This is a genomic window from Streptococcus mitis, assembly GCF_946190275.1.
Taxonomy (GTDB): domain Bacteria; phylum Bacillota; class Bacilli; order Lactobacillales; family Streptococcaceae; genus Streptococcus; species Streptococcus mitis_DC.
In genome coordinates this window covers 40,929-56,537 of the sequence record NZ_CAMHZQ010000001.1, presented here as the reverse complement: position 1 = coordinate 56,537, position 15,609 = coordinate 40,929, and the positions used below count along the sequence as shown (strand labels likewise).

General features: G+C 33.5%; 12 protein-coding genes and 2 pseudogenes. 8 read left to right on the top strand and 6 right to left on the bottom strand.

Annotation, left to right across the window (positions count from 1 at the left end):
- Window positions 1-15: 15 nt before the first annotated feature.
- The 3 genes from N8M20_RS00260 to N8M20_RS00250 form a co-directional block, all read right to left on the bottom strand.
- A complete protein-coding gene (locus N8M20_RS00260; protein ID WP_261078586.1) occupies window positions 16-459 on the bottom strand; it encodes a transposase in 444 nt (147 codons plus the stop codon).
- Window positions 422-1,183: an IS110 family RNA-guided transposase gene (locus tag N8M20_RS00255; protein WP_261078584.1), complete on the bottom strand. Its 762-nt coding sequence runs from the start codon at window positions 1,181-1,183 to the stop codon at window positions 422-424. Before N8M20_RS00255 ends, N8M20_RS00260 begins: the two co-directional genes overlap by 38 nt.
- A 453-nt stretch (window positions 1,184-1,636) precedes the next feature.
- Window positions 1,637-2,845 carry an ATP-binding protein gene (locus tag N8M20_RS00250; RefSeq protein WP_261078583.1) on the bottom strand — a complete coding sequence of 403 codons (1,209 nt, stop codon included), beginning with the start codon at window positions 2,843-2,845 and terminating at the stop codon, window positions 1,637-1,639.
- 1,057 nt (window positions 2,846-3,902) lie between these two features.
- Here N8M20_RS00250 and N8M20_RS00245 point away from each other — a divergent pair.
- Both N8M20_RS00245 and N8M20_RS00240 read left to right on the top strand, forming a co-directional pair.
- Window positions 3,903-5,796: pseudogene (locus tag N8M20_RS00245) on the top strand (beta-glucoside-specific PTS transporter subunit IIABC).
- An 83-nt stretch (window positions 5,797-5,879) separates the two neighbouring features.
- Window positions 5,880-6,694: pseudogene (locus N8M20_RS00240) on the top strand (PRD domain-containing protein).
- A gap of 95 nt (window positions 6,695-6,789) precedes the next feature.
- Here the strand turns inward: N8M20_RS00240 and N8M20_RS00235 are convergent.
- From N8M20_RS00235 to N8M20_RS00225, 3 genes are all read right to left on the bottom strand, one after another.
- Window positions 6,790-7,392, bottom strand: coding sequence for a histidine phosphatase family protein (locus N8M20_RS00235; protein ID WP_261078581.1), 603 nt, complete (start codon window positions 7,390-7,392; stop codon window positions 6,790-6,792).
- 9 nt (window positions 7,393-7,401) lie between these two features.
- Window positions 7,402-8,241 carry an HAD family hydrolase gene (locus tag N8M20_RS00230; protein WP_261078579.1) on the bottom strand — a complete coding sequence of 280 codons (840 nt, stop codon included), beginning with the start codon at window positions 8,239-8,241 and terminating at the stop codon, window positions 7,402-7,404.
- A 96-nt stretch (window positions 8,242-8,337) separates the two neighbouring features.
- Entirely contained in the window at window positions 8,338-9,219 is an 882-nt protein-coding gene (locus tag N8M20_RS00225) for a helix-turn-helix domain-containing protein (protein ID WP_261078577.1), read from the bottom strand.
- Window positions 9,220-9,328: 109 nt separating this feature from the next.
- Here N8M20_RS00225 and N8M20_RS00220 point away from each other — a divergent pair, with 109 nt between their 5' ends.
- The 6 genes from N8M20_RS00220 to N8M20_RS00195 all read left to right on the top strand — a co-directional run bounded on the left by N8M20_RS00220 (window position 9,329) and on the right by N8M20_RS00195 (window position 15,609).
- Window positions 9,329-10,765 carry a glycoside hydrolase family 1 protein gene (locus N8M20_RS00220; protein ID WP_261078575.1) on the top strand — a complete coding sequence of 479 codons (1,437 nt, stop codon included), beginning with the start codon at window positions 9,329-9,331 and terminating at the stop codon, window positions 10,763-10,765.
- 76 nt (window positions 10,766-10,841) lie between these two features.
- Window positions 10,842-11,180 (top strand): antibiotic biosynthesis monooxygenase family protein, encoded by a 339-nt coding sequence (locus N8M20_RS00215; RefSeq protein ID WP_261078573.1) that lies wholly within the window; start codon window positions 10,842-10,844, stop codon window positions 11,178-11,180.
- A gap of 189 nt (window positions 11,181-11,369) precedes the next feature.
- Window positions 11,370-12,806, top strand: a complete 1,437-nt coding sequence (locus N8M20_RS00210) for a 6-phospho-beta-glucosidase (RefSeq protein WP_261078571.1) — start codon at window positions 11,370-11,372, stop codon at window positions 12,804-12,806.
- A 51-nt stretch (window positions 12,807-12,857) separates the two neighbouring features.
- Window positions 12,858-13,097 carry a SemiSWEET transporter gene (locus tag N8M20_RS00205; protein WP_261041734.1) on the top strand — a complete coding sequence of 80 codons (240 nt, stop codon included), beginning with the start codon at window positions 12,858-12,860 and terminating at the stop codon, window positions 13,095-13,097.
- Between the two features lie 129 nt (window positions 13,098-13,226).
- Entirely contained in the window at window positions 13,227-13,541 is a 315-nt protein-coding gene (locus N8M20_RS00200; RefSeq protein ID WP_049511259.1) for a PTS cellobiose transporter subunit IIB, read from the top strand.
- Window positions 13,542-13,629: 88 nt separating this feature from the next.
- The gene (locus N8M20_RS00195) at window positions 13,630-15,609 is read left to right on the top strand and encodes a BglG family transcription antiterminator (RefSeq protein ID WP_261078569.1); all 1,980 of its coding nucleotides are present in this window, start codon (window positions 13,630-13,632) and stop codon (window positions 15,607-15,609) included.

Below are 15,609 nucleotides of genomic sequence, written 5' to 3'. Positions count from 1 at the left end.
TTTTTAGTTTGAGCGTTAGAACTGTTTCCTCAGTCCTATCGCCTTTTCTTTTTGATAAGTCTGTTTGGTGGAGAGTAGTTTGTAAATGATTCTGAGAATCTTATGAGCATAAGCAATAATTGCCTTCATCTTGCTTCCTCTTTGGGAAATTCGATTGTAAAAAGAAGAAAAAGCTGGATCCTTAGAATGTGCTACAATTAATCCCGACATGGTCAGAGCCTGTTTGATATATCGATTTCCTTGCGTAATGTGTGAGGATTTTTTAATGCCAGCACTCTCATAAGATCCTGGGCATAGTCCAGTCCAGGATGCTAAGTGTGCATCGGATGGAAAGGCTGTAACAGTTGGTCCAATCTCAGCTAGAATAGTGGCAGCACAGTTTTCATTCACACCAGGAATGGTTTGAAGTATCCTATTTTCCTCAGGGAAACTCCTTTTCGATGTAGTGTTGAATCTCATCGGTCAATTTTTCAATGAGTTCCTGATACATCTGATATTCCTCTAAGCTCTGGTCTAAGAGGAAGCGATCTTCTAGTGACAACTTTCCTTCCATCGCTTCAACAAGTTCTTCTGGACTTGCTTTCACTCGCTTTTGGATACAAGGGATAACAGATTCTACATTAATGCTTTCTCCGTTAATAAATAATTTTAAAAGTGATCGCCCTGTCTTAGAAAAAATATCAGAAAGATAACTTATTAGCTTGATATTAGCCCGTTGTAAGAGATTGTGAATTTCATTTTTGACTTGAGTTTGACGCTGCTTGTAAGAACGCATGCGACGTGTCAGTAAACGAAGCTGTACTACTTCAGGAGCAGGGATATAGGAAGGTTCAATTAGTCCGCAACGGCCGAGTTGAGCAATCCATTCGGCATCTTTCATGTCTGTTTTTCGACCAGGCACATTCTTGATATGTTGAGGATTGGCAAGTACCAAGACGAGATTAGAATCTGAAAAGATATTAAAGAGAGGGAGCCAATATTGCCCAGTACTTTCAAAAAAGACATGTGTGACATGGTTCTCCACCAACCAATCTAAGGCATTGTGAAGAGCTACAGTAGTTGTCCCAAATTTCTTCTGAATTTTCTTTAGCTTATTAGTATCTAGTGGACCATCTAGAATACAACAAACAATGGATTTTTGGTGGACATCAATACCACAACACGTTTCAATCATGACTTCCATTATAAAAACCTCCTGTTAACTATTTGAACAATAGAACAAGAGGCTACTAGTAATTTTATTTTCATGCTCAAGGCATATTCGAGTTATCTCATGACTCTTGTTCATCCAGTTTTTTTAACAGGCTAGGAAAAGCCCTATTAGACACCACGGATTTGTATTGTTCATCTTCATTATAAGCTAAACTTCTTTTTCTGTCATGAGTTAGCAGGCTCTGCCTGCTTAGAGTTTTTTTATTATAATTCAGTTACAATTTAATCTCATTTGAGGAAGTGGGTGATGCTTTTCTCTAACAAGACTATGATATTAATTTTTGATAGTACTTCCAGAAGTTATAGATTCCATGTTATCTTTCAAGTATCAGTGTTCTAAATTCCTTATATCTTGTTAGGGTTTGGATAGAATCATTGATAACGGACTGTTACAAACCTAGTTAGATGTATGATTTATGATTATTTATTTTTCTAGTAACCAATCTATAATGTTTTTCTTCTCAATACCATTGTAATTTGCTGTTGGCTGAATCGTATCCATTGTTAATAGATACTTGGGGAATTGATCTTTAATGGCTTCTAGTGGTCTAAGTTCTCTTTCTAGTGTTTCTGGAGCAAGTGTTGTTTCACTGACTTGATAATAAGCGTAGTGACCAAGATCAGTTACAACAACAAAATCAACCTCATATTTATCTAAATTACCAACATATACTTGTGAATATCTACGTCTTAATTCCAAATATACAATATTTTCCAAGATATGGCCAATATCTTCTTTGTGGTCTGGTAATAAGAGGTGTCGTAAACCTAAATCAACGGGATAATATTTTTCTAAGCGTTGCAATAATGCTCGACCTTTTACATCAAAACGTGGAACGGAATAAAAAAGTAAACTATCTGTCAAAGTCGTCAAATAATTTTCTAAAGTATTATGGGAGATTGAAACATTTTGGCTGACCAGGGTATTGCGAATCTTATTTGTTGATATTAAGCTACCTGTACTACTGAGAAGGGTTCGGACAATGCGCTCAATAATAGTAGGATTTGGATTTCCCAATCTAGTGACAATATCATTTAACAGTATGGAGTTATATATTCCTCTGAGATAGTCAATTTTTTCAGCGTAAGATGATGTTTGCAATAAGTAAGGGAAAGCACTAAAGAGATAATTGTTAAAAATTTCTGTTGTATTCAGATTCTCTGAGAGAGATTGACCTGATAGGTATTCTTCAAATGACAATGGAAGAACTTCTATCTCAACATACCGACCAGTCAAGTTTGTAGCTAATTGGCTACTCATAAAGTAGGCGTTGGATCCAGTCAAATAGAGGTCAACATTTGGTAGGATGAATAGACTATCTGCTACCAGCTCAAATTTTTCAACATGTTGAATTTCATCTAAAAAGATATAGTATGTTTTCTCCCCAACTAACTGCTCTTTTATATAAGCGAATAATGTTTGAAAATGTCGCAGTTCATAGTAACTCAAATCTTCGAAATTGATGGATATAATCTGATCCTCGTCTACTCCAGTTGCTAGCAACTCCTCTTTATATAGTTGAAAGAGAACAGATTTACCAGCTCGTCTAACTCCACTCACAACTTTAATGATTTGGCGGTCACGATGTCTTCTTAAAAAGTCTAAATAATGTGGTCTTTTAATATAGTTCATAAATAGATACCTCAAAGATAGTATAATACAAATAGACATTATTTTCAAATATTTAGAAATAATCTGCTATTTGTTTTGTTATTTTTAAATATCTAGAAATAATATCTTCAGAATAGAAAATGACGATAATAAAATCATTTGAACTGGCATGAAGTAGCTGTGCGTTTGTTGTTAAACTGTACATCATCTTTATGATACAGTATTTCGTATTTCTCAACTACATAAGCTCCGAAAACTAAAAAAGTGATAACCCTTTGATAACCTCTCGATTTTAAAAAGGGTTATATATGTAAGAATTGAGGCTTTATCTCTCAAAAGAACTTGAATTTAGTGATAATTTATCATAAATATCATGATGTGGAACTTAATAAAGCTCGAAAAGCTACCCAATTCTCTAACCGTTAAGAACGAATTAGAATACAGCATTTGCAACACCTATGGCTTAAACTATGGAGTATGTTTTAGATAATTTTTAGCAAAATTCACACCATTACTTTTTAAGATTATGATAAGTAAACAACCAACAGCCATTGGATGTTAATTAGAAATGATTATGCTCTCATTTCGGGGAAATGCTCCTGGAAGTTAGTTTTATCAGCCAAATCAAGATTATAATTATCCTTAATAAAACTCTAAGTTTTTTATTAAATACCTAAAGTAATAATGATATATAGTAGATTGAAATAAGATATGAACAACTATATTGGGAAAGTCAAATTAATTTCTAGAAATGTTTTAGTAGCTACAGCGTACTATTCCAAATTCAACTAACTATAGTAGTTGGATCAGTTATTTTCTGTTGAAAGTAGTTCGCTAACTTCATGCCAAACTTCATTATTTAATTATCAAAAAATTTTTAAAAAAGCGCTTGCAAAAATAAAAAAATGTGATATACTTGATTCATGGATTGTTACTGGTCATGCAGGCAAAACCTAAACAAATACGAGATAAGAAGCGATACTTTGCTTTCTATTTGGTATGTGTTTAGGTTTTTTTGTTACCTATTTTCCGGGAATAAGTAGTCAACTGATGACCAAAAAATATAAGGAGGTCCAATATGGCTAAATATACTGAATTAGCACAAGATATTATTAATCACGTTGGTGGACGTGAAAATGTGAGTAGCGTTAAACATTGTGTAACACGTTTACGCTTTACACTTAAAGATGAAAGTAAAGCTGATACAGACTATCTCATGAAGCGAGATGGTGTAGTCACAGTTATTAAGGCAGGAGGTCAGTATCAGGTAGTAATAGGTAACCATGTTCCGGATGTTTATGCAGAGGTATTAGCAGTAGGCGGCTTACAAGGTAGTGGGGCAGTAGATGCTGATGAAGAAGATAATGTTAAGAAGAATCCTTTAGATGCTTTTATTGATATTGTCTCAAGTATCTTCCAACCTTTTCTTGGCCCACTGGCAGCAGCTGGAATTATAAAAGGGATTGTAGCTATTTTAACTGCTTTCTTCGGATGGACTGCTGCAAATAATGGAGTTGCTCTAGTTCTGACCGCAGCTGGTGATGGATTTTTCCAATTTTTGCCAATGATGATTGCTTTGAATGCAGCTCGTAAATTTAAGATGAATGAGTTCACTGCTTTAGCAATTGCTGCGTCTTTAGTTTATCCAAACTTAGAAGCAAGTGTTAAGAGTTTGACTGAATTAGGAGCATCTAACTTTTTTGGAATTCCTTTAAGCATGCCCGCAGGAGGTTATTTATCAACAGTTATTCCGGCTATTCTAGCTGTATGGGTAGCTTCTAGAATTGAAAGATTTATCAAAAAGATTACACCAGATACAGTCAAGCTTTTTGTGGTGCCGTTTGTAACTTTGATTGTTTCAATTCCATTGACTTTCCTACTAGTTGGTCCTATCGCTAATACAGCGTCTGATTTACTAGGGGCATTCTTAAGTTCAGTTTATAATTTTAATCCTATTATTTATGGAGTCCTTCTAGGTACTTTATGGCAAGTGATGGTTATGTTTGGACTTCATTGGGGACTTGTACCGTTGGCAATACTTGAACTTACTCAAAAAGGGTCTGGTGTTATTCTAGCAGGTGCTTTGTTACCATGTTTTACACAAACAGGTGTCCTTGCAGCAATTATTCTTAAAACGAAAGAAAGCAAGGTAAAAGCAATTTCTACTCCAGCTTTGATTTCTTCAATCTTTGGTGTTACAGAACCAGCTATTTATGGTGTGACACTTCCAATGCGTACGCCATTTATTATCAGTTGCGTCGTATCTGGTATTGTTGGTGGATTTGTTGGAATGTTCAACGTAACTATGTATTCAGTAGGTGCTTTGGGGATTTTCCTTTACCCATCTCTTGTTAGTCCAGATGGTAATTTTGGAAGTTTATATGCAGCTTTAGTTGGCACAGCAATTGCTATTATCCTCTCATTTGCAATTCAAATGTTCTTTACCAGTACCAACACTTTTTGAGAAAAAGGAAAATAAACAGGGTGGTAAAAATTTAGAAACTGATAAAGTTGGAGTGAAAGAACAGGTTATTACTAGTCCACTTGTTGGAAATATTATTCCACTTTCAGAGACTACAGATGCAGTATTCTCTAGTGGAGCAATGGGGTATGGAGTAGCTATTGAACCAACTATTGGGGAAGTTGTTGCACCAGCAGATGGAACAATTCGTCTTCTCTTTCCTACAAATCATGCTATTGGTCTTGCAACAGATGATGGTGCTGAATTACTGATTCATGTTGGTATGGATACAGTTGAGTTAGATGGATCTGGCTTTAAAGCTCATGTAGTTCAGGGTGCTAGAGTTAAAAAAGGTCAATTGTTGTTGAGTTTTGATATTGAATCAATCAAATTAGCAGGTTATTCAGTTACAACACCAATCATAGTTACAAATACCAATAAGTATCATAGTGTAAACACAATTGCAAGTGGTAAAGTCAACTTAGAAGAGAACTTGCTTGAAATTGGATAGTTTAATTGGAGGTATGGAAGATGATTCAACTTCCATACCTCATTTTTGTGCTATACTATAGGTACTAATAATTGGGTGAAATCATGAAAATTAAAAAAATATTTAATAACAATGTAGTCTTATCTGAAATGAAAGATCAGGAAATCATTGTAATGGGAAGAGGTCTAGCATTTGGTAAGAAAGTTGATGATGAACTTGATGAAAATAAAATAGATAAACGTTATATTTTATCTCAAAATCATAGAGAAGTTTTTTTGAAATTCCTGTAGAATTATTAGAAGTTGCAGATAAAGCCATATCTTTTGCTAAATGTAAATTAGATAATGCTATTAAAGATACAGCTTTTCTATCGTTGGCAGATCATATGTATGGAGTTGAACAAAGAATCCGTGACGGATTTTTTATGAAGAATTTTCTCATGTGGGATATTAAACGATTCTTTCCTAAAGAGTATGAGGCAGGTTTATATGCCAATGAGCTTTTGAGTTCCTATTTGGGTCAAGAATTACCCGATGATGAAGCGGGTTTTATGGCTTTAACCCTGGTTAATAGTGAGTTGAATCATCAGAATTCAAATGCTCGAGATTTAACACAGTTAATGGAAGAAATTATGACTATTGTGAAATATAGTTTGGAAATTCCTTTAGAACAAGATGATATTTACGTTCAACGATTCATTACTCATTTAAAATTTTTTTGTGAGCGTGTATTAACAAATACGAAACAAGAAGAATTGGATGATTCTTTAATGTTTGAGCTAATGTGTCAGAAGTATCCTTTTGCATATGAAACAACTAAAAAGATTGCATTACACTTAGAAAAAACTAGACACTATTCTATTTCTGATGATGAGCAGTTATATTTAACGATCCATCTATCTCGTATTCGAAAGAAATAAAAAGTCATGGAGATTTTTAAATTTCCATGACTTTTTGTTGTCGTAGATGATAATTGTTAAAACTAACGGATGTAATAAATTAAATTATCTAATTTTTATTGAATAGAATTATTATTCCAGTTGCTAAAATCATGATTGATAACTTCTTCTAGATAAAAAATATCGTCTGAATATGAGGATTTAAGAATGCAACAATTTGTCATATTCGTTTCTATTTTAACTTTCTCATATTTTTCCCAGACTCTAGCAAAATTTCGAATAACTGCTCCATGGGACATAATAAGGATAGAGTTGCCCTTAGCTTCCTTCATAAGCGAACAAATAGTGTTATTTATTCGCTCTTGTAATTCTAATTGTGATTCTCCACCATAATAGACGAAAAAGTTTTCGTAAGGAATAGATGGATTAAGTTCTTCATTTTCTCCTTCAAAAACACCAAAATTCCATTGTTTTAGACCTTTAATTCGTTCATAAGGTATTTTTCCATCAGTTACAATTTCCAAAGTATCGCATGCTCGCTCAGATGTTGAACTAAAAGCAGTATCAAATCTAATCCCTTGCTCTCTGAAATATTGGCCAGCTATTTGAGCTTGGTAAATCCCAAAGTCTGTTAGCGGAGAATCACAACAACCTTGTATAAGATGACGTTTGTTGAAAAGAGTTTGTCCATGACGCATTAAATAGAGAGTTTTTTTCATTTTACTATCCTACAGTAGATTAAGTTTTTTAAAGGCATTATAAAGTCCATCTTGTCGAACATCATCTGTTATAATATCAGCCATAGCTAGTATTTCAGGACCGCCATTACCCATAGCAACACCAATATGGCAGGTTTCGAGAATTGGAATATCAACTTTAGCATCACCAAAAGCAATTGTATCAATATGATTTGCTCCTAAATGCTTAAGAATGATGTTAACAGCGTGTGCTTTATTAATATCCTTTACCCCTAAATCACCAAATAGAGCTGATTCTCCTCGACCTCCCCAAGTACCAGCTTTTAGGTGTGGGAAAGCTTTTTTAGAATCTAAGTGATCTTGGTAGGAATTGAGAATAAAACTAATTTTATTAAGATCGTCTCGGTACAGTTCTCCACCATAAACTAATCCATGTAGCGCATCTTCTGGCTCCATGTTTAAAATTTGGTCTTCACTAGCTCCTTTACCTAAGGCATAGATGCGGAGTATCTGTCTTGCAGCATCACGAAAATTACGGCTCGCAAATAATCCGTTATTACTTTCAAGATAGAACTCTAATCCTCTGGATTCAAGCCAATAAACAACTTGTTTGGCAGTCTCATACGGAATTAGTTGATGCATGAGAACTTGATTTTTGTACTCAATGTAGGAACCATTTCCTCCAATGATACCATCGAAGCCAATATCTAAAATTTCGTTTGACATCTCAGCTTTACTTCGTCCAGTGCAAAGGAATACTAAGTGTCCATTTTTTCGGGATTGTTGGATAGCTATTTTAGCTGAATCGGGTATGTGGTTATCGTAGTCAACAATGGTCCCGTCAACATCAAGGAAGATAATTTTTTTCATACTTTTACTCCATTCTTTAGCTTGATTTTACAGTATGATAATAAATGTTTCTACTGATATTCTAGCCAATTGTAATACTTTTCTAAGGTAAAATATCTATTTATCTATTTCTTCTCTATATTTTCGGGGAGTAGTTTTGTAAACTTTTTTGAATTGGCGATTAAAGTTTGATAAGTTTTTAAAACCTACCTCTGAGGAAATTTCTAGAACTGATAGAGTTGAGTGTTGAAGAAGTTCAGTAGCTTTACGTAAACGATAGTGGATAAGATAGTCCATACAACTAACTCCTAAATTTTTTTTAAAGAAATTCATAAAATGTGTTGGACTATAGCCACATAGTTCTGCTAGAAGATTAATTGATAAATCTTCCTGATAGTGTTCGCTTATATAATCGATAATTGTCCTAATTTTTTCTTCTCTCCGATAACCATCTATTGATTGTTTACTTGAATAAACATAATTATATTGAAAGAGAAGATGAAGCAGTTTTAGTAACTCACTTTTTAATTCTAGTTCAAAAAATGTCTTCCTATAGTATCCTATTTCCATTGAATTAATTAGTGTTTGTCTAATTTCTGTATAACCAGGTTGATTAGGTTTAATCACTCGTTTAAAGTCTAGTTGTCCGTTATATAGGGGGTGTAAGTAATGAATTGCTGCAAAATCTTTTGTAGAATAACCAATTAAGTCTAATTGAAAGTTGATTGCATCCATGTAGTGATAAGTATTTTCAATTGGGTGTATAGAATGTAAAGCATTAGGACGTATTAAAATAATATCTCCTTTTTCACTGTTAAAATAGTCTGTATCTATATGGAATCTTGCTTGTCCTTCGTGTACGTATATGATTTCCATATCTGTATGCCAGTGAAACAGTATATCAGGTAGGCCATCTTCCATAATAGTCCGGGTAAGAGAATAGGGAATTAATTCATTTTTATAAGGGGTATTTTTATGTAGTTGTCCGAGATTAATCATAATAGGCCTCCTTCATAGTATAGTATTGGTTTTTGCTATTATTGTGCAAGATTTGTAACTTTTATTTAATTATAATATAAGTATAGAAAAAAACAAAGGAGAAAAATAAATGAGTAAATTTCCTAAAGAATTTTTATGGGGTGGAGCTACAGCAGCTAATCAGTATGAGGGTGCTTATAATGTAGGTGATAAAGGTTTATCGGTTCAGGATGTGACACCTAGGGGCGGAGTTCCAGTAAGTGATAATGATCTAAATCCATTCATTACAGAACTGCCTACAGAAGATAATCTCAAATTGGAAGGAATTGATTTTTATCACCGTTATAAAGAAGATGTTGCTTTATTTGCAGAAATGGGCTTTAAGGTATTTAGAACATCGATTGCATGGTCTCGTATTTTTCCAAATGGTGACGAATTGGAACCAAACGAAGAAGGTTTACAGTTTTATGATAATCTTTTTGACGAACTAGCTAAATATGGAATAGAACCTTTAGTAACATTATCACATTATGAAACTCCACTCCACTTGGCTAGAAAATATAATGGATGGGTTAATCGTGATTTGATTGGTTTTTATGAGCGCTATGTAAGAACTGTTTTCAATCGTTATAAAAATAAAGTCAAATATTGGTTGACTTTTAACGAAATCAACTCTGTTTTACATGTTCCTTTTATAAGTGGTGGTATTGCAACTCCAGTCGAGAAATTATCTAAACAAGATCTTTATCAAGCGGTTCATCATGAGTTAGTTGCATCCGCTTTGGCAACGAAAGTTGGACATGAAATCAATCCAGAATTTAAAATTGGATGCATGGTTTTGGCTATGCCAACATATCCTATGACACCGAAGCCAGAAGATGCGTTGGCTGCGCGTGAATTTGAGAATCAGAATTATCTATTTTCAGATATTCATGCTCGCGGTAAATATCCTAAATATATTCAAAGATTCTTTAAAGAAAATGATATCAATATCAAATTTGAATCAGGGGATAAGGAGTTATTAGCTGAAAATACTGTGGATTTTATTTCTTTCTCTTATTATATGAGTTCGGTTCAAGCACATGATCCTGAAAATTATCAATCAGGCATTGGAAATTTATTGGGAGGAATTGCTAATCCTTATTTGGAAAGTTCAGAATGGGGTTGGCAAGTTGACCCTATTGGTTTACGTATAGTGTTGAATAATCTTTATGATCGTTATCAGTTGCCGTTGTTTATTGTTGAAAATGGTTTGGGTGCTAAAGACGTTCTAATTGAAGGTGCGGATGGACCTACTGTTGATGATGACTATAGAATCGATTATCTCAAAAAACATCTACAACAAGTAGGTGAAGCTATTGAGGATGGAGTAGAATTGTTAGGTTATACTACATGGGGATGTATTGATTTAGTATCAGCTTCAACGGCCCAGATGAGTAAGCGTTATGGATTTATTTACGTAGACAAAAATGATGATGGATCTGGAACATTAAATCGCTATAAGAAAAAATCATTTTATTGGTATAAAGAAGTGATTGAAAGTAATGGCGAAACGTTAGATAATTAGTTCATAAAAAAACAAGTTTAGATCCTCATCTAAACTTGTTTTTTTAAAATTGAAGGATGATTTTGGAGGATATGAGATGACATTGATTATTCATGTATATTATAAGGGTGATGGAGATAGTGCAATAAAGTTTGCAAGAGAAATGCTTGATAGGGGCCTTGTTGAAGAAATTAGAAATCAAAAAGGTAACTTGAAATACGAATATTTTTTACCAATTGAAAAAGAGGGAACTATTCTCCTTATTGATCAGTGGACAAATCAAGAAGCTTTAGATAAACATCATCAATCAAAGACAATGCAGAAAATCTTAGATTTAAGAAAAAAATATCACTTGCAGATGCAAGTTGAACGTTATATAGAAGATGATTCTGGGATACCAGAAAGCGATAAGTCGTTTATAGACATGGGGGATTAGAATTATTGTGAGAGTTTTTGTAGTTTGAAAGTATTGCAAATCGTAAAGATATCATTACGAGAATACAAGAAGATATTGTTCTATTTCCATTTGAAATTACTTCTTTCCTTAACAATAAGGAAAAAGAATGCGTTTTCATCTTTTGGTTTGAGGTTTATAATAAGAGTATCAAAGTCAGGAGGAAAAAAGATGACTACTTTTAAAGATGGATTTTTATGGGGTGGAGCTGTTGCTGCTCATCAACTTGAAGGCGGATGGCAAGAAGGTGGCAAGGGAATTAGTGTTGCTGATGTTATGACTGCTGGTCGCCATGGAGTAGCTCGTGAAATTACTTCGGGAGTTTTAGAGGGTAAATATTATCCAAATCATGAGGCGATAGATTTTTATCATCGTTATAAAGAAGACATAGCACTTTTTGCTGAAATGGGATTTAAGTGCTTCCGTACCTCTATTGCATGGACACGTATCTTTCCAAAAGGTGATGAGTTAGAGCCGAATGAGGAAGGATTACAGTTTTATGATAATCTTTTTGATGAATGCTTAAAGAATGGTATTGAACCTGTCATCACTCTATCTCATTTTGAAATGCCTTACCACTTAGTGACCGAATATGGTGGTTGGAAAAATAGGAAGTTGATTGATTTCTTTGCTCGTTTTGCAGAAGTCGTATTTAAACGTTACAAAGATAAGGTTAAATATTGGATGACTTTCAATGAAATCAATAATCAAGCGAATTATCAGGAAGATTTTGCACCATTTACTAACTCAGGTATTGTATATGAGGAAGGTGATAATAGAGAAGCAATTATGTATCAAGCAGCACATTACGAATTAGTTGCTTCTGCACGAGCTGTAAAAATTGGTCATGAGATTAATCCAGATTTTCAAATAGGTTGTATGATTGCGATGTGTCCAATTTATCCAGCTACTTGCAATCCTAAGGATATCTTAATGGCAATGAAAGCTATGCAGAAGCGTTATTATTTTGCTGATGTGCATGTTTTAGGTAAATATCCTGAAAATATTTTCAAGTATTGGGAACGAAAAGGTATTTCAGTTGATTTTACAGAGCAGGATAAAGAAGATTTACTTGGTGGGACTGTAGATTACATTGGTTTCAGTTACTACATGTCCTTTGCTATCGACTCTCATCGTGAAAATAATCCTTATTTTGATTATCTTGAAACAGAGGATTTAGTAAAAAATAATTATGTTAAGGCTTCTGAATGGGAGTGGCAAATTGATCCAGAAGGTTTGCGTTATGCGTTAAATTGGTTTACAGACCACTATCACTTACCACTCTTTATTGTTGAAAATGGTTTTGGAGCTATAGATCAAGTTGCAGCAGATGGTATGGTACATGATGATTATAGAATTGAATATCTAGGTGCCCATATTCGTGAAATGAAAAAGGCTGTAGTTGAAGATGGTGTTGATTTAATGGGTTACACTCCATGGGGATGTATTGATTTGGTTTCAGCTGGTACCGGTGAAATGCGGAAACGTTATGGATTTATTTATGTAGATAAAGATGATAATGGGAAGGGAAGTTATAATCGTTCCCCGAAAAAATCTTTTGGCTGGTATAAGGAAGTTATTTCATCTAATGGCGAATCAGTAGAATAGTGTAAACAAACTGAGGTTATTCTCAGTTTGTTTAGTAAATTGGGGTAACATATGATTGGAAGTATTGCAGCAATTTTAACAACATTTGCATTTTTACCACAAGTTTTTCGTGTAGTTAAGACAAAGGATACGGGATCTATTGCTCTAGGCATGTATGTTATGCAAGTTATTGGTATTGCATTGTGGCTTGCTCATGGTATTCGTATAGGTGATTTACCTTTGATTTTAGCAAATAGTGTTTCATTTCTATTTTCAGGAATAATTTTATTTTATAAATTGAAGTATAAATAATTTTTTTCCATATCATTTAGGAAAATGAGGGAATTGTCATTGAAAACGTTTTATCTTATAATGAGATTAGATAACAAATAAGCCAACTTAGCACAGCTTTGATTGGATTTAAGAAAAGGAGAAAATATTATGGCAAAAGCTTTAATTATTTGTGCAGCAGGAATGTCTTCATCACTTATGGCAAAGAAAACAACAGAGTTTCTAAAAGGAAAAGGGAAAGATATTGTGGTTGATGCTATTAGTGCTACTGAGGGAGGGAAAGCTATCGCAGCAGCGGATTTTGATTTATATCTTGTTAGTCCCCAAACAAAAATGTACTTTAAGCAATTTGAAGAGGCGGGTTCTAAAGCAGGAAAACCAGTTGTACAAATACCTCCTCAAGCATATATTCCTATTCCAATGGGTATTGAAAAAATGGCCAATTTGATTCTTGAGAATATTTGATTTTTTACTCTTTCAGGACTTATGTTTACTGTGAATTGATTTAAGTGTAAAAATCCTTTAGAAGAGAAAACATGCGTTTTAGGAGGAGATGAATGTGCTAAACATTAAAGAGAAAGATATCCTTCAATTTTTAATAAAAAATAAGGAACGTTTTGTTACAAGCAAAGAACTGGCAGAATATTTATCCTGTTCAGATAGAACTGTCCGTAATGCACTGAAATTAATTGAGAAGACAATGATAATTCAAGGCGTCCAGTTGATTTCAAAACAAGGTCAAGGGTATCAAATATTTTTTGAGAATCAAGGCGCTTATCAGGAGTTTAGACAAACTTATGAACTGGAAGAAGACTATACGAAAACTGCGGTTTCAAAAGGTGATGATCGTTTAGTATTTATCTTAAATAAATTATTATTTGAGCAAGTTCCAGTTCTTTTTGATGATTTAGCTGATGAACTTTACGTTAGTCGTTCAACATTATCTCATGATTTCAAAAAGATACGAGTGATGTTATCAGAGTATAATTTGTCTATTGAGAGTAGGGCGAATAAAGGAGTTTATGTCTCAGGCGAGGAACGTGATAAACGACGTTTTATCATAAATTATTTCCTAGAGAATCAATTTTTTAAAGCAATACATTGCTATGTGAAATTTAACTTTTTTGATCAAAATGTTCCATTAGAGGAATTTGCTAGAATTGTTTTGGATGAATGCCAAGAGGCCAACCTAAAACTATCTGATTTTGTACTACAGAATTTAGTAGTTCACATAGCATTGTCTATGATTCGTTTAAAATCCGGATTTGAAATAAAAAATATAGACTGTCAGATGACTGATGATGCAATAGAGAGAAAGGTTGCCCAAAGAATTCTTTCTAAAGTAAGTCAAGTAACAAATCAGGAATTTCCAGTTCAGGAAATAGACTACATTACTTTGCATTTGTTAGCTAAGAGTCAACAATGTCAAAAAAATCAGAAGAATATTTCTGAAGAAGTTTTAAAAAAATCTTTATTTAAAACATTTCAGGATTTAGGATTAGATGATATATATAACTTTTCTTCAGATTTCCAACTAATTGAAGGATTGATAACTCATCTAATGACACTACAAGTACGTTTAGAAAGTCGGATTACCTTAAATAACCCTTTGGTAGATGAAATTAAACGGAATTATAGTGATATATTCTTTATGACTAGAGAAATTCTTGCAAATATGGATATGTTCTTGGAGTGGTCAATATCAGATGATGAAGTAGCATATGTAAGTCTTCACTTTTTAGCTGCTATGGAACGTAGCAAAGAGAGTATTAAGTTTAATATTCTTGCTATTTGTGCAACGGGATTTGGTGCAGCCCAAATGTTAAGAAATCGTTTGGAAACGGAGTTTGGGAACAGAGTAGAAGTTGTTGATGTAATAGGCTATTATGAATTGAATCAAGAAAAACTTAGAGGAATAGATTTTATAGTATCAGCTGTTGATTTATCGAATCTATATTTTCAAATTCCAGTTTTTAAAGTTAGTGTATTTCTTAAGAGTGATGAGATAGAAATGATTCGAAAAGCTATGAATCAGATGCAAGTTTCTAGTCATGTACAATCATCAAAGATTAACAAGTTTGAAAATACTAGCTTTAGACAGTATTTCAGTAAAGAAAATTTTTTAATATGTACTGAATCAGACAAGGTAAATTTACTTGAAAAGATGGTTGAGAGTTTATCTGTTGGTGAATCAAATGAGTTTGAACAATCTTTACTTTATGGAATTAAACAGCGCGAAGAATTAAGTTCAGTTGTTTTTTCTGAAAAAATTGCAGTTCCGCATCCTATTCAACCCTTTGGTACAGAGGGAAAGGTTTCGATTGCAATTTGTAAAGATTCGTTACTCTGGGATAATCAAAGTTCACATGTCCAGCTAGTATTTCTTCTATCTCCATCAATATATGGGAACGAAGGTTTGGCAACTGTGACTAAAAAGATAGTCTCTCTGACAGAGAATGATGAATTGCAAAATCAGCTAATATCTTGCAATAACTTTGAAGATTTTATTAACATATTTGAGAAGATAAAATAG

Excerpts from the sequence above, each read along its gene's own strand:
- N8M20_RS00260 (WP_261078586.1), bottom strand. The coding sequence starts at position 459 with ATGAGATTCAACACTACATCGAAAAGGAGTTTCCCTGAGGAAAATAGG.
- N8M20_RS00255 (WP_261078584.1), bottom strand. The coding sequence starts at position 1,183 with ATGGAAGTCATGATTGAAACGTGTTGTGGTATTGATGTCCACCAAAAA.
- N8M20_RS00250 (WP_261078583.1), bottom strand. The coding sequence starts at position 2,845 with ATGAACTATATTAAAAGACCACATTATTTAGACTTTTTAAGAAGACAT.
- N8M20_RS00235 (WP_261078581.1), bottom strand. The coding sequence starts at position 7,392 with ATGAAAAAAACTCTCTATTTAATGCGTCATGGACAAACTCTTTTCAAC.
- N8M20_RS00230 (WP_261078579.1), bottom strand. The coding sequence starts at position 8,241 with ATGAAAAAAATTATCTTCCTTGATGTTGACGGGACCATTGTTGACTAC.
- N8M20_RS00225 (WP_261078577.1), bottom strand. The coding sequence starts at position 9,219 with ATGATTAATCTCGGACAACTACATAAAAATACCCCTTATAAAAATGAA.
- N8M20_RS00220 (WP_261078575.1), top strand. The coding sequence starts at position 9,329 with ATGAGTAAATTTCCTAAAGAATTTTTATGGGGTGGAGCTACAGCAGCT.
- N8M20_RS00215 (WP_261078573.1), top strand. The coding sequence starts at position 10,842 with ATGACATTGATTATTCATGTATATTATAAGGGTGATGGAGATAGTGCA.
- N8M20_RS00210 (WP_261078571.1), top strand. The coding sequence starts at position 11,370 with ATGACTACTTTTAAAGATGGATTTTTATGGGGTGGAGCTGTTGCTGCT.
- N8M20_RS00205 (WP_261041734.1), top strand. The coding sequence starts at position 12,858 with ATGATTGGAAGTATTGCAGCAATTTTAACAACATTTGCATTTTTACCA.
- N8M20_RS00200 (WP_049511259.1), top strand. The coding sequence starts at position 13,227 with ATGGCAAAAGCTTTAATTATTTGTGCAGCAGGAATGTCTTCATCACTT.
- N8M20_RS00195 (WP_261078569.1), top strand. The coding sequence starts at position 13,630 with ATGAATGTGCTAAACATTAAAGAGAAAGATATCCTTCAATTTTTAATA.